A 12,886-nucleotide genomic window follows, 5' to 3' on the forward strand; every position below is an offset into this window, starting at 1 on the left:
GGTCAGTCCGGGGAGGAAGGCCACGTCCGCCCCGCCCACCGGTCGTAGTCGGCGATCAGCGGCTCCTGCGGCGGGCGGTCGCCCTCGCGCACGTGCTGCAGGTTGACGCGCACGCTGTACCACAGCGAACTCGACCCGCGCATGCCGTCCACGAGCACGTCCGCCGGATGCAGCGCGGCGGCGGCATCCGGGTGCCGTGATCTCCACACGTCCAGGGCCGCGAGCGCTTCGGGCTTCGTCTTCGTCCGCGCGACCTCGATGAGCGGCATCGCCGAGGCGCGCCGGCCGTCGGCGGAGGACCGTCGGGGCGGCTTCTCCGCCGGGCCGAGCCGCTCGGCCAGGTCCAGCAGGCCGTCGAGCGTGCCGGCCGCGCCGTCGATGCCGGCATGGGGGTCCCCGATCGCGGCGAACCGCTCCAGGACGGAGGCGACGGTGAACTCCTCCGGCCGGCGCTCGCGCACCTCGTCCCACGACAGCGGCGTCGACACGCGCGCATCGGGCAGCGGGCGCACCGAATAGGCCGACGCGACGGTGCGGTCCTTGGCGTTCTGGTTGAAGTCGACGAACACGCTCTCGCCGCGCTCCTCCTTCCACCACCGGGCCGTCGCGAGCCCCGGCGCGCGGTGCTCGACCTCGCGGGCGAGCGCCTCGGCGGCCAGGCGCACCTGCCGGAAGTCCCACAGCGGCGCGATGCGCACCAGGATGTGGAGCCCGCGCGATCCGCTCGTCTTCGGCCAGCCGGTGAGGCCGGCGTCGTCCAGCACATCGCGGGCGACGAACGCGGTGTCGACGATCTGCGACCAGTCGACGCCGGGCATGGGATCGAGGTCGATGCGCAGCTCGTCGGGATGGTCGAGATCCTCCGCGCGCACGGGGTGCGGGTTCAGATCGAGGCAGCCGAGGTTCACGATCCACGCCAGGCCTGCGGCGTCGCGGATCACCGCCTCCTCGGCCGAGGTGCCGCGGGCGTAGTGGAGCGTCGCGGTGTCGACGAACGCGGGATGGTTCTCGGGAACCCGCTTCTGGAAGAACGGCTCGGCGTCGATGCCCTTCGGGAACCGCTTGAGCACCATCGGGCGTCCGCCTGCGCCGCGCAGGGCGCCGTCGGCGACGGCGATGTAGTAGCGCACCAGATCGAGCTTGGTGATCCCCGCCGCGGGGAACACCGGCTTCGCGGGGCTCGAGATGCGCACGTCGTGGCCGGCCACCTCGATGACCTGCGCCTCGGAGCGGGAGGGGGCCATTCGGCCACGCTAGCCGCCGATCCGCGTCGCGGCCAGGGTGGCGCTACAGCATCAGCAGGCCGTGCGCCAGGAGCCAGACGGTGAACCCGAGCGACCCCGCCGCCGACACCGACAGGACGATGCGGTGGGCGAGGGTGCCGTCGTCCTGCACCCACGCGCGCACGAGCAGCACCACGAGCAGGATCGCCATCACGATCCCGGCGAACGGCAGGAGCAGCATCGGCCACGCCGCGGCGGGGATCCCCAGCGCACGGGTCATCGGATCGGACAGAGCGAACACCAGGGCGAGACCGACCGCATACGCGAGGTTGAACGCCGACGCCGTCACGGCTGCCATGACCGCTCCCGCCGGGATGTCGCCGCGCAGCCGCACGCGCCGGCCGAGTGCGACGACGATGCCGTACACGAGGGTGCCGATCATGAGCAGCAGCGTGATCGCGAGCAGGGCGATCGGCAGCACCTCGCGCTGCTGCACGAGGTCGCGCTCGAGGCGGTACAGAGCCGACGTCGGGTCGATCGACGCGGTCGTGGCGTACACGACGGCGGGCTGCTCCTGGATGCACGAAGCCTCGGGATCGGCACCGGGGTTGTCCAGGAACTGGGCGGCGACGACCGCGGCGCAGTCGTTCACATCGCTCTGCCACACCGCGCCGTGCGACAGGCGGCTGAACAGCGACAGCGTGCCTGCGGACAGCGTTCGGACGGTCGCCTCTCCGGCGGGGAACGGCGTGAGCGGGTCGAAGCCGCCGACGGTCACCAGGGTCGGGATCTCACTCTCCACCGCCTCGGACTCGCGCTCGCCGAGCGCGGCGACATCCCACGTCGCGCAGTCGGCGAAGAGATCGGATCCGCCCAGATGCGCAGCGATCGGGTCGGCGGCGTATGCCTCGTCGACGGCGGCCTGGTCGGTGAAGGGCAGCACCTCGGCGCACTGCTGCGACAGCAGCAGGCCCTCGGAGCCCTGGCCATCGGCGTCGACGAGCTGCTGCGCCAGCGGCACGGCCGCATCCGCGTTTCCGCGTGCGAGCTGGTCGATCACGAACGGGAGGGTCGGCACGAGGCTCGCGTCCGCCAGACTCCGCACGAGTCCGCGGGCGAGGGCCGTGTCGTCGAGCTCGAGGCGGATCGCCTCGCCGGACGGCGCATCGACGACGAGTTCGTAGGGTGTGTCGGCGGCGGTGGCGAGCACGCTCTGGATCATCGCGCCGAGGTCGGGGTAGCGCTCCGCGCACGCGGCATCCGCCTCGCACGTGAACACGAGCCGGCCCACCGCCTCGGCGAGCGATGCGGGCGCGTTCGCGGCGATGTCGCGCTGCAGCGGATACGGGCCGTCGAGGATCACGGAGCGCAGCCCCTGAACCTCGCCGCGCATGACCGTCAGCGCGAGCCGCGACCCGTAGCCGACCCCGTAGAGGTTCCATGTCTCGTAGCCGAGCGCCGACCGCAGGGCGGCGAGGTCGGACACGGCGGCCCTGGTCGCGTAGGCGCCGAGGTCCACGCCGTCGGCGATCAGGCGCTCGCGGCACTGCGCGAGGAGGGACTGCCGCTGCTCGACCCGTGCCGTGCCGGTCAGATACACGCCGTCGACGGTGAGGTTCTCGACGCTCACCTCGGGGCAGTCCAGCGACGGCTCGGCGAGCAGGTCGCCCCGCTGCTCGATGAGGATGACGTCGCGTGAGGCGGTCGCCCACGCGCCGTCGGTGAGGAAGTACTCCAGCGCGCTGAGGCTGTCGGCCCCGAGCCCGCCCGTCGTCGGGACGACGAGAGGATCGGCGGCCGGTTCCGCCGACGTGCTCGAGATCACCGCGTACGGCAGCGACATGAGCCTCTCGTCCTCGGGATCCACACCGCGCCGCTGGAGGACGAGCAGCTCGCCGCACTCGACGCGGGCGGAGTACTCGTCGGGGACGGGCACGGCGCACTCGCCGCGCACCGTGGAACCCGGCGTGGGGGTCGGTTCGGGGGTGGTGGAGGCGGGGACGGCGGCGGCCGCGGGTACCGCGGCGGCGACGAGACCGAGTGCGAGAGCCAGGGCGAGGGCCAGCGCGGTGACGATCCGGATGATGACCGGTCCCGTGAGCGGGATCGTTCGGGGCGCGGCCATGCCCGCCACTATACGGAGGATTGCGCGCGGGCCGCGCACGCCGGGCAGAGACGACGAAGGGGGCCGTCCGGACGGACGACCCCCTTCGCGATGCGAAGCGTCAGTTGCTGCGCACGATGGCGATGATGCGCAGGATCTCGATGTACAGCCACACGACGGTGACCATGATGCCGAAGCCGCCGAGCCAGCCGTACTGGCGGGGAGCGCCGTTGCGCACGCCCTGCTGGATCATGTCGAAGTCGAGCACGAGCGAGTACGCGGCCATGATGACCACCAGCACGCCGATGATGAGACCGAGCGGGATGCCCATGATCTGCACGTCGCTGCGCAGGCCGAACGCCGAGTCGGTGACGCCGAAGAACATCAGGCCGACGTTGACGAGGCTGAACACGAGGTAGCCGACCATCGCGACCATGAAGATCTTCGTGGCGCGCTTGGAGGCGCGGACCTTGCCGCTGGCGAACAGCGCCAGCGTCACGCCGACCACCGCGAACGTGCCGAGCGTCGCCTGGATGACGATGCCGGGGTACAGAAGCTCGAAGAACGCCGAGATGCCGCCGACGAACAGGCCCTCGAAGGCCGCGTAGCCGAAGATCAGCGCGGGGCGCACCTTCTTGCGCGACGTGAAGATGACGACCATCGACAGGATGAAGCCGCCGAGCGCGCCGATGATCCACGGCAGCGCCGAGACGGTGCCGGTCGAGGCGACCGGGGCCATCGTCCACATCCAGCCGGCGACCGCGGTCACCAGCAGCACGGCGAAGAGGCCGGCGGTCTTCCACACGGTGTCCTCGACCGTCATCCGGTCGGTCTCGCGGGCGCCGGCCGGCGGGGCGGCGTACATGCCCTCGAGGTTCGCCTGGGCCGCGGCATCCGTGGCCGCGTAGCGGGCGGTGCTCGCCTGGGCCGGGGTCCCGAGGTTCGCCGCCTGGGCGCCGCCGGGATAGGTCTGAACTGCTCGCTGGTCCTGGAACGCCGGGTTGTTGAACGCGGGGTTGTTGAGGGCCACTGCTCTCACACTCCAAAGTCGGGGGGTCTCACAGCGCTGTTGCTGTCGGTCCACGATATCCGAACGCGGCGACAGGACGGCGATCGCGGGCTGTGAGGCCGCTATGAGCGTGTGCCGCGACCCCCGCGGCCGCGGTGTCCGCGGCTAGCCTGGGCGAGTGCCGCGCCGGACCCCGCTCGTGATCGGCCACCGGGGTGCACCCGGCTATCGGCCCGAGCACTCGCCCTCGTCGTACGCTCTCGCCTTCGCGTCGGGGGTGGACGCCGTGGAGCCGGATGTCGTCGTCTCGCGCGACGGCGTGCTCGTCGTGCGGCATGAGAACGAGATCTCGGGCACGACGGATGTCGCCGACCGTCCCGAGTTCGCCGACCGGCGGACGGCCAAGGCGGTGGACGGCGAGCTGATCACCGGCTGGTTCGCCGAGGACTTCACGTGGGACGAGCTGTCGACCCTGCGCTGCCGGGAGCGCCTGCCCCGCATCCGCCCCCGCAGCGCCGAACAGGACGACCAGGAGCCCCTGCTGCGACTGCGCGATCTGCTCGCGATGGTCGAGAGCGCCTCGAGGACGCGCGAGCGCGAGATCGGCGTCGTGCTCGAACTGAAGCATCCGACATTCCTCGCCTCGGCGGGCTTCGACATGGCCGCCCTCGTCGCGGCGGAGCTGCGCGCGGCCGGGTGGGCGTCGGGGCGGCATCCGCTCACGATCGAGTCCTTCGAGTGCACTGTGCTGGACGAGCTGCAGTCCCGCGGCATCAGCGCCGTCTACATCTACCTGCTCGAGGCGTCGGGGCGCCCCGCCGATCTGGTCGCCGCGCACGGCGCCGACGCCCCCACGTATCGCGCGACGGCGCGGCCCGCGGGGCTCGACGGACTGGTCGGTCGCGTGGACGGTATCAGCGTGAACAAGCGGATGATCCTCGCCCCCGACAAGCTGGGCCGCATCACGGGACCCTCACGCGTGGTCGCCGATGCGCACGAGCGCGGCCTGCTGGTGTTCACGTGGACGTGCCGTCCCGAGAACCGGTTCCTCGTGCGCAGCGTGCGCGGGCCCGGGGGACCGGCCGCGCACGGCGACTACGAAGCGGAGTGGGCGGTGATCCGCGACGCCGAGGTCGACGGCGTCTTCGTCGATCACCCCGACCTCGCGGTGGCCTTCTTCCGGCCGTGATCGCGGGTCGCACTAGGCTGAGCCCATGGCGAGCCCCGAGCGCACGGAACCGGAGCGTCGGGGCTGGATCGCCGTGGCCATCGCGGTGGGGCTGCTCGTGGTCGGCGCGGCGCTCGCCATCGCCTTCGAGGGTCTGCTGCGGTTCCGGTCGGACATCGGCGGGCCCCAGGATCTGCTGACCTGGCTCTCACGCGGGCTGCTCGCTCTCGCGCTGGCCTGGCTCGTGATCGGCATGCTCTCGGCGCGCACGAGCCTCGTGCGCCGTCCCGGCGCCGCGGCGGCGCGCGCCACGTGGATCGCGGCGACGCGCCCGTGGCGGGCCCGCGAGTCGGCGCTGGGCGTGCTGCCGTTCGATCGGGTCCTCATGCTCACGGTTCCCGTGGGCCTGCTGGTCGGCACGCGCCTGCTGCAGGCGTCGTTCACGGCCTGGGCGGAACTCGCGGCCGTCGTCGCCGGGTGGCTCGTGTTCGCGCTCGTGGTGCGGCTGCTGGTCGGCAGGGAGTCGCCGTGGCCGGTCATCGTCGCGCTCGGCGGCGGCATCGTGCTGCACAGCACCCTCGTGCTCATCGCCCTGTCGATCGCCGGTCCCGCCGCGATGTGGGGCGCGCTCGCCGCGTCTACGACGCTGCGCATCCTGGCGTCGGCGGTCTCGCTGGGCGCGTTCGGCTGGATCCTCGTGGCCGGCGCGTGGTCGCTCGTCGAGCAGCTCGGCCTTCGCCGCGCGTGGGCGACCGTGGCGGCCGGAGCCGGCGCGGGCCTGGCGGTGACGGCCGCGCTGGTGGCGGGAGCAGGCTTCGGCCCCGCGTCGCCGTTCGCCATCCCCCAGCCGACGCCGTGGGTGGCGGCGACCGTCGGAGTGCTGCTCTTCGCGGTCGGTGCGATCGTCGCGCTCGTGCGGCCGCGGAGCAAGTAGGGGCGCGCGCTCCCGCGCGGCTTCGATGTCCGGCAGATACCTTGCATCCCAATGATTGGCATGCAAATATAGCCACATGCCGACGACGCAGAGTGCCACGCTCGAGTCCTCGGTCTGCTTCGCCCTCTATTCGTCGCTGCAGACCACGCTGGGGCTCTACCGTGAGCTGCTGGCGCCGTGGGGGCTGACCTACCAGCAGCTGCTCGTGCTCGCGATCGTGTGGGAGCGCGGCGAGGTGGCTCCCGGCGTCCTCGCCGACGAGCTGTGTCTCGACCCGAGCAGCGTCTCGGGGCTGCTGGGCCGCATGGAGCGCGCGGGCCTCGTCCGCCGCGAGCACGACGCCGCGGACCGGCGCGCGGTGCGGGTCACCCCGACCGAGCGCAGCCTCGACATCCGCGCCGAGCTCGGACACCTGGAGCGCTGCGTCACCGACGCCATGCAGATCACGCGGGCGGATGCCGAGACGCTCGTCGCATCCCTCCACTCCCTCCGCACGACCGTGCGGGCGTACGACGCCCGCGGTGCCACCGCCGAGGCGCTCGCGTCGCGGCCCATCCCCTCCGCCCCCGACACGACCGAGGACTGACATGACCCAGCTCACCGACATCGCCGTCACCACCATCCGCGGCGAGGAGACCACGTTCGGCGAGATCGCCGACGGCCGCCTCGCCCTCGTCGTCAACGTCGCCTCGCGGTGCGGCCTGAGCCCGCAGTACGAGCAGCTCGAGGAGCTGCAGAAGATGTACGGCGAGCGGGGCTTCACCGTCATCGGCTTCCCGAGCAACCAGTTCCTCCAGGAGCTGTCCACCGAGGACGCCGTCGCGGACTACTGCTCGACGACGTGGGGTGTGACCTTCCCCATGACCGAGAAGGTCAAGCTGAACGGACGCCACGCGCACCCGCTCTACAAGGAGCTCACCGGCACCCCTGACGTCGCCGGGAAGTCCGGTCGCATCACGTGGAACTTCGAGAAGTTCCTGGTGAGCCCGGGTGGCGAGGTCAAGCGGTTCTCGCCGCAGGTCAAGCCCGACGCCCCCGAGGTGATCGACGCGATCGAGGCGTGGCTGCCGGTCGACGCCGGCTGATCCCGCGGGTCGGCGTCCCACGGGTCCTTGTGCTCTGAGGCGCGCGTTCCCGGCCTCCTATGCTGAGGTCCATGGGTCACGGTCCGACCGCGGGCGAGGTGCTGACGACGATGGTGCGTCAGGCCGCCGGCGCGGTCGCCGAGACCGAAGCCGCCGCGATCGCCGACGAGCCCGACGGCGTTCACCAGCACCGGGTGCGGGTGCGGCGCCTGCGCAGCATCCTCGCGGGACTGCGCCCGCTGATCGACGAGGTCGCCGCGCAGCGGCTGCGCGTCGAATACGGCGCGTGGGGCGGGCAGCTCGGGCTGGTGCGCGACATCGAAGTGCTCGCCGACGTCGCGGAGGAGGCTCTGACCGATCTCGGCGTCGAAGATCCCCAGGTCTGGCGGCGCCTCGTCGACGCCCGGCGCGAGGAGTACCGGCGCGATCACGCGCGGCTGGTCGAGCTCGCGGAGACGCCTCGCGCCGTCGAGCGAACGCGTCTGCTCGCCGAGTTCGCACGGCATCCGCTCCTCGTCGACCCCGCCGCCCGAGCTCGCGATGCGCTCGCCGAGGCTCTGCGCCGCGAAGCCCGGCGCGTGCGTGACGCCGCCGGTCGGGTCGACGGCACGATCGCCTCGTACCACGCCGTGCGCAAGGCGGGCCGGCGCCTTCGCTACCTCGCCGAGGCGGTGCGGGACGCTGCGCCCGAGCTGTTCGGCGCCGAGGTCGACGAGCTCGCCGAGGCCGGCGACGACATCCACGGCTCGCTCGGCGACCACCGCGACGCGCTCGTGTTCGCGCACACGCTCGAGCAGGCGCGGGCGCTGGCCGGACGCGCCGGCGAGCCCGTGCTGGTGTACGACGAGCTGCTGGCCGACGCGCACGCGCGCGCCGGCGCCAAGCTGGAGTCGCTCGACCCGGCGCTCGCCGCGGTCCGGCACGCCGCGCACCGGCTGCCGTAGGGCGTCAGCGCACGCGGCGGCCGTGCGCGAGGTCGATGAGGTGCGGCAGCACGCTGCCGGCGCGGAGGCCGTTGTGCTCGTGCTCGCTCGTGATCCACGGCGTGACGCCGGGGAGCAGCCGCGCCGTCTCGAGCGAGAACTCCAGCGGCACGTAGACGTCGTGGACGTACACCGCGGCGGCGCCGCGCGCCCCCGAGGCCGCGATCGCGCCGGCGTCGTAGAGCATCGGCCACTCGTGGTCGGCGAGTGCCAGCGCGACGTCGCGCCAGCGGCGGAGGCCGGGAACCGTCTCGAGCCATTCCCGCCGCACGTGCTCGCCGGTCAGGAGCGTGAGGTCGTCGACGAAGTCGGCGGGCTCGGTGCGCTCGGCCGACCAGCCCGTCGCATGGCCGTCGGCGTAACTGGACTCGTGGAGCACGTAGTAGAGCGGATTGCGCACGTCGTAGCCCATCGCGGCGGCGAAGTCATGGCGGAAGGCGTTCGACGACGGATCGCGCTCGAGCAGCCCCCACAGCGTCTGCCAGCCGTCGTTCGACCCCAGCAGGAAGCCGAGCGACCGCACGCGCGACACCGACGCGACCTCGCCGGTGGGCAGGATCAGCTCGCCGTCGACGGCGAGGTCGATGACGCGGCGCATCGCGTCGCGGTGGCCGGGGAACCGGCGGTAGTAGCGCTCCGAGGCGTCGCGCATCTTGTCGTAGGTGAGGGCGTAGACGTCGTCGGGGTGCCGGCCCACAGCGCTGAGGCCCCCCGTGATGAAGACGTGCTCGAGCGAGGCGGCATCCGTCGTCAGGTACGCAAGCGTCGTGAAGCCGCCGAACGACTGGCCCAGCACGCTCCAGGTGGCGGCGCCCAGGTGCTCGCGCACCGCCTCGCAGTCGCGCACGATCGCGTCGGCGCGCAGGTGCGTGAGGTATTCGACGAGCGCGTCGGTGCCGCGCTCGAGGTCGGCGTCGCCCACGGGTGTCGACAGGCCGGTGCCGCGCTGATCGAGCATGACGACGCGGTAGTGCTCCAGCGCCGCGTCGAGCCACGAGGGGCCGACGGGGGAGTGGAACGGGCGCGGCGCCTCGTGCCCGGGTCCGCCCTGCAGGAACACCAGGAGGGGCAGGCTCTCGCCGCCGTCGCGGCTGACGACCGCGGCGTGGATGTCGATCGTGCGGGTGTCGGCGGGGTCGCCCCACACCAGCGGGACGGTGAGCGTGTGGTCGTGGACGGTGAGGTCCTGCATGCGGCGCGTCGTCACGGACATGCTCCGAGCGTACGCGCGGCGACCCCGCGGGATCAGGCCATGACGGCGCGGGGGTCGTCGGTCGGGACGATCTCCTTGCCGAGGGGCATGAGCGAGATCGGCACCATCTTGAAGCTGGCGATGCCGAGCGGGATGCCGATGATCGTGATGCACAGCAGGATGCCGGTGAGGATGTGCTCGAGCGCGAGCCACCAGCCGGCCAGGATCACCCAGATGACGTTGCCGAGGAACGAGCCGACACCCGCGCCCGGCTTGTCGATGATCGTGCGGCCGAACGGCCACAGCGCGTAGACGCCGTTGCGGAAGGACGCGATCGCCCACGGGATCGTGATGATCGGGATCAGCAGCAGGACGCCCGCGAGCATGTAGCCGAGGAACATCCAGAAGCCCGCCAGCACGAACCAGATGATGTTGAGGAGGATGCGCACGGGACGATTCTCTCAGCCGGATGCCGTGCGCAAGCTGGGACGGGCGTGGCTCCGAACGTCGGAGAATCACGCCAATGTCGGAGGGATCCGGTCCGGAGGCTCCGACATTCGCCGCGAATTCCGACGTTCGCGCGTGGGCGTGGGCGCTCCGCGCGGGTGTCGGCATCCCGACCTAGACTTGACGGGCCATGACCGACGCTTCTTCGCCCCTCATCGTCGGCGGCGACCGCGGGCCCCAGCCGGGTGCCGTGCGACCCGACGAAGACCTCCTCGCCGGCCTCAACCCTCCGCAGCGCGAGGCCGTGACCTATCGCGGCCAGGCGCTGCTGATCGTCGCGGGCGCAGGCTCCGGCAAGACCAGCGTCCTCACGCGCCGCGTCGCGTCGCTGCTGCGGACGAAGGACGCCTGGCCCAGCCAGATCCTCGCGATCACCTTCACGAACAAGGCCGCCGGCGAGATGCGCGAGCGCGTCGCGCAGCTCATCGGCGACCGGGCGCAGGGCATGTGGATCTCGACCTTCCACTCCGCGTGCGTGCGGATCCTGCGGCGCGAGGCCGAGCAGTTCGGCTTCACGAAGTCGTTCACCATCTACGACTCCGGCGACTCGCGCGCGCTCATCAAGCGGCTCGTGAAGGAGCACGAGGCGGATGCCTTCGGCCTCACGCCCGCCGCGACGCAGAGCCGCATCTCGAAGCTCAAGAACGAGTTGACGGATGCCGAGTCCTACGCGCGGGACGCGAACATGAACGACCCCGCCGAGCGCGTGTTCGCGGGCGTCTTCGCCGACTACCAGCGCGAGCTGCAGCGGGCGAACGCGTTCGACTTCGACGACCTCATCGCTCAGACGGTGTACCTGTTCCGGGCGTTCCCGAAGGTCGCCGACGTCTACCGGCGCCGATTCCGCCACATCCTCGTCGACGAGTACCAGGACACCAACCACGCCCAGTACGCGCTGATCCGCGAGCTCACCAAGCCGGTCGGGGCGGATGCCGAGCCGATCTCGGGCGGCGGCGGAATGATGATCTTCGAGCCCGAGCCCGAGCCGGATGCCGGCGATGCGGCGTCACTGACCGTCGTGGGCGATTCGGACCAGTCGATCTACGCCTTCCGCGGCGCCGACATCCGCAACATCACCGAGTTCGAGCGCGACTTCCCCGGCGCGAAGGTCGTGCTCCTCGAGCAGAACTACCGGTCCACGCAGAACATCCTGTCGGCTGCCAACGCCGTCATCGGCAACAACTTCGACCGCAAGGACAAGAAGCTGTGGACCGACGTGGGCGCGGGCGAGAAGATCGTCGGCTTCACCGGCTACTCGCAGCACGACGAGGCCCAGTTCGTCGCGGACGAGGTCGAGACGCTTCGCAAGGCGGGCGTCGACTACAGCCAGATGGCCGTGTTCTACCGCACGAACTCGCAGTCGCGTGCGCTGGAGGAGATCTTCATCCGCTCGGCGGTGCCGTACAAGATCATGGGCGGCACGAAGTTCTACGAGCGCGCCGAGATCAAGGACGCCCTCGCCTACCTCATCGCGGTGTCGAATCCGGCCGACGAGATGGCGATGCGCCGCATCATCAACCGCCCGCGCCGCGGCATCGGCGACGTCACGATCGAGACGATCTCGCGGTACGCCGAGCAGGAGCAGATCACGTTCCGCGATGCGCTGGCGAACTCCTCAGCGCTGGGCGTCGGCCCCAAGATCCAGAAGGCCATCGCGCACCTGGACGCCGTGCTGGCCGAGGCGAGCGAGCTGATGCTCCCGGCCTCGGGCGAACTGGTCCCGCCGACGGCCGTCGCCGAGGGGTTGCATCTGCTCTTGAACAAGTCCGGCTACAACGACGCGCTGCGTGCCAGCAGGGATCCGCAGGACGAGGCGCGGCTCGAGAACCTCGACGAGCTCGTCGCCGTGACGCGCGAGTTCGCACGCAACAACCCCGAGGGGACGCTCGTCGACTTCCTCGCCGAGGTCGCGCTGGTGTCGGATGCCGACGACCTCGACGACGCGTCGGGCACGGTGTCGCTCATGACGATGCACACCGCCAAGGGCCTCGAGTACGACTCGGTGTTCGTCACCGGCGTCGAGGAGGACCTCATCCCGCATCGCATCTCGGCGGGGGAGCCGGGCGGTCCGCAGGAGGAGCGGCGTCTGTTCTACGTGGGACTCACACGCGCGCGCAAGCGCCTGTATCTGTCGCTGGCCATGACCCGCGCGCAGTTCGGCGAGATCTCGGTGGCGATGCCGAGCCGGTTCCTGCAGGAGATCCCGGCCGAGCTGGTGGACTGGCGGCAATCGCCGGGCGACGTCAACTCGCGCGGCGGCACGCAGTCGCGTGCGCTGAACGCGCGCCGCGGCGGCCCGGGCGGCGGCAAGCGCTACGGCGACGACCTCGTGCCGCTGGCCCGCCGCGAGCCGAGCGCGAACATGAACAAGTTCGCAAACCGCATTCCGGCCAAGGTGCGCGACAACGGCGACATGCAGCTCGCGCCCGGCGACCGCATCCGCCACGAGGACTTCGGCGAGGGCCGTGTGGACGCCGTGACCGGCGAGGGCGCCAAGCGCGTCGCTCATGTGCGGTTCGAGACGGCCGGTGCGAAGAAGCTGCTGATCAAGATCGCCCCCATCGAGAAGCTCTGACCCTCGCGCTCGGCGTCGTCCCGACGAGAGCGGATGCCGCGTCCCCGGCGTTCGTCGTGGCTCGGTCCGGTCGTCGCCTGTGTGAATCGCCGTTCGCTCCGCGTAT

The 12,886-nt window shown here is 71.5% G+C and carries 11 protein-coding genes; 6 read left to right on the top strand and 5 right to left on the bottom strand.

Annotated features, from left to right (window positions below; translation table 11 throughout):
• Positions 1-2 precede the first annotated feature (2 nt).
• The 3 genes from ligD to HD594_RS07335 all read right to left on the bottom strand — a co-directional run bounded on the left by ligD (position 3) and on the right by HD594_RS07335 (position 4,357).
• The gene (gene ligD, locus HD594_RS07325; RefSeq protein ID WP_184750313.1) at positions 3-1,244 is read right to left on the bottom strand and encodes a non-homologous end-joining DNA ligase; all 1,242 of its coding nucleotides are present in this window, start codon (positions 1,242-1,244) and stop codon (positions 3-5) included.
• A 43-nt stretch (positions 1,245-1,287) separates the two neighbouring features.
• Positions 1,288-3,348 carry an alpha/beta hydrolase gene (locus HD594_RS07330; RefSeq protein ID WP_184750314.1) on the bottom strand — a complete coding sequence of 687 codons (2,061 nt, stop codon included), beginning with the start codon at positions 3,346-3,348 and terminating at the stop codon, positions 1,288-1,290.
• 100 nt (positions 3,349-3,448) lie between these two features.
• Positions 3,449-4,357, bottom strand: a complete 909-nt coding sequence (locus HD594_RS07335; protein ID WP_184752657.1) for a Bax inhibitor-1/YccA family protein — start codon at positions 4,355-4,357, stop codon at positions 3,449-3,451.
• Positions 4,358-4,514: 157 nt separating this feature from the next.
• Between HD594_RS07335 and HD594_RS07340 the strand changes: the two genes are divergently transcribed.
• The 5 genes from HD594_RS07340 to HD594_RS07360 all read left to right on the top strand — a co-directional run bounded on the left by HD594_RS07340 (position 4,515) and on the right by HD594_RS07360 (position 8,467).
• The gene (locus HD594_RS07340; RefSeq protein WP_184750315.1) at positions 4,515-5,525 is read left to right on the top strand and encodes a glycerophosphodiester phosphodiesterase family protein; all 1,011 of its coding nucleotides are present in this window, start codon (positions 4,515-4,517) and stop codon (positions 5,523-5,525) included.
• Positions 5,526-5,550: 25 nt separating this feature from the next.
• Positions 5,551-6,438, top strand: a complete 888-nt coding sequence (locus tag HD594_RS07345) for a hypothetical protein (protein WP_184750316.1) — start codon at positions 5,551-5,553, stop codon at positions 6,436-6,438.
• Positions 6,439-6,514: 76 nt separating this feature from the next.
• Complete coding sequence (locus HD594_RS07350; protein ID WP_184750317.1) at positions 6,515-7,024, top strand: MarR family winged helix-turn-helix transcriptional regulator; 510 nt, start codon at positions 6,515-6,517, stop codon at positions 7,022-7,024.
• A gap of 1 nt (position 7,025) precedes the next feature.
• Positions 7,026-7,523: a glutathione peroxidase gene (locus tag HD594_RS07355; RefSeq protein WP_184750318.1), complete on the top strand. Its 498-nt coding sequence runs from the start codon at positions 7,026-7,028 to the stop codon at positions 7,521-7,523.
• Positions 7,524-7,594: 71 nt separating this feature from the next.
• Entirely contained in the window at positions 7,595-8,467 is an 873-nt protein-coding gene (locus HD594_RS07360) for a CHAD domain-containing protein (protein ID WP_184750319.1), read from the top strand.
• Positions 8,468-8,471: 4 nt separating this feature from the next.
• Here the strand turns inward: HD594_RS07360 and HD594_RS07365 are convergent, their stop codons facing one another.
• Both HD594_RS07365 and HD594_RS07370 read right to left on the bottom strand, forming a co-directional pair.
• Positions 8,472-9,719 (bottom strand): alpha/beta fold hydrolase, encoded by a 1,248-nt coding sequence (locus HD594_RS07365; RefSeq protein ID WP_184750320.1) that lies wholly within the window; start codon positions 9,717-9,719, stop codon positions 8,472-8,474.
• A 32-nt stretch (positions 9,720-9,751) separates the two neighbouring features.
• Positions 9,752-10,147 (bottom strand): YccF domain-containing protein, encoded by a 396-nt coding sequence (locus tag HD594_RS07370; RefSeq protein WP_184750321.1) that lies wholly within the window; start codon positions 10,145-10,147, stop codon positions 9,752-9,754.
• Between the two features lie 188 nt (positions 10,148-10,335).
• On the opposite strand from HD594_RS07370, the gene HD594_RS07375 reads away from it, so the two are divergent.
• Positions 10,336-12,780 carry an ATP-dependent helicase gene (locus tag HD594_RS07375; protein WP_184750322.1) on the top strand — a complete coding sequence of 815 codons (2,445 nt, stop codon included), beginning with the start codon at positions 10,336-10,338 and terminating at the stop codon, positions 12,778-12,780.
• Positions 12,781-12,886 lie beyond the last annotated feature (106 nt).

Source organism: Microbacterium thalassium, from assembly GCF_014208045.1.
Classification (GTDB): Bacteria; Actinomycetota; Actinomycetes; order Actinomycetales; family Microbacteriaceae; genus Microbacterium; species Microbacterium thalassium.

Coding starts and splice junctions, on each gene's coding strand:
- ligD (WP_184750313.1), bottom strand. CDS start 1,244: ATGGCCCCCTCCCGCTCCGAGGCGCAGGTCATCGAGGTGGCCGGCCAC.
- HD594_RS07330 (WP_184750314.1), bottom strand. CDS start 3,348: ATGGCCGCGCCCCGAACGATCCCGCTCACGGGACCGGTCATCATCCGG.
- HD594_RS07345 (WP_184750316.1), top strand. CDS start 5,551: ATGGCGAGCCCCGAGCGCACGGAACCGGAGCGTCGGGGCTGGATCGCC.
- HD594_RS07350 (WP_184750317.1), top strand. CDS start 6,515: ATGCCGACGACGCAGAGTGCCACGCTCGAGTCCTCGGTCTGCTTCGCC.
- HD594_RS07355 (WP_184750318.1), top strand. CDS start 7,026: ATGACCCAGCTCACCGACATCGCCGTCACCACCATCCGCGGCGAGGAG.
- HD594_RS07360 (WP_184750319.1), top strand. CDS start 7,595: ATGGGTCACGGTCCGACCGCGGGCGAGGTGCTGACGACGATGGTGCGT.
- HD594_RS07365 (WP_184750320.1), bottom strand. CDS start 9,719: ATGTCCGTGACGACGCGCCGCATGCAGGACCTCACCGTCCACGACCAC.
- HD594_RS07375 (WP_184750322.1), top strand. CDS start 10,336: ATGACCGACGCTTCTTCGCCCCTCATCGTCGGCGGCGACCGCGGGCCC.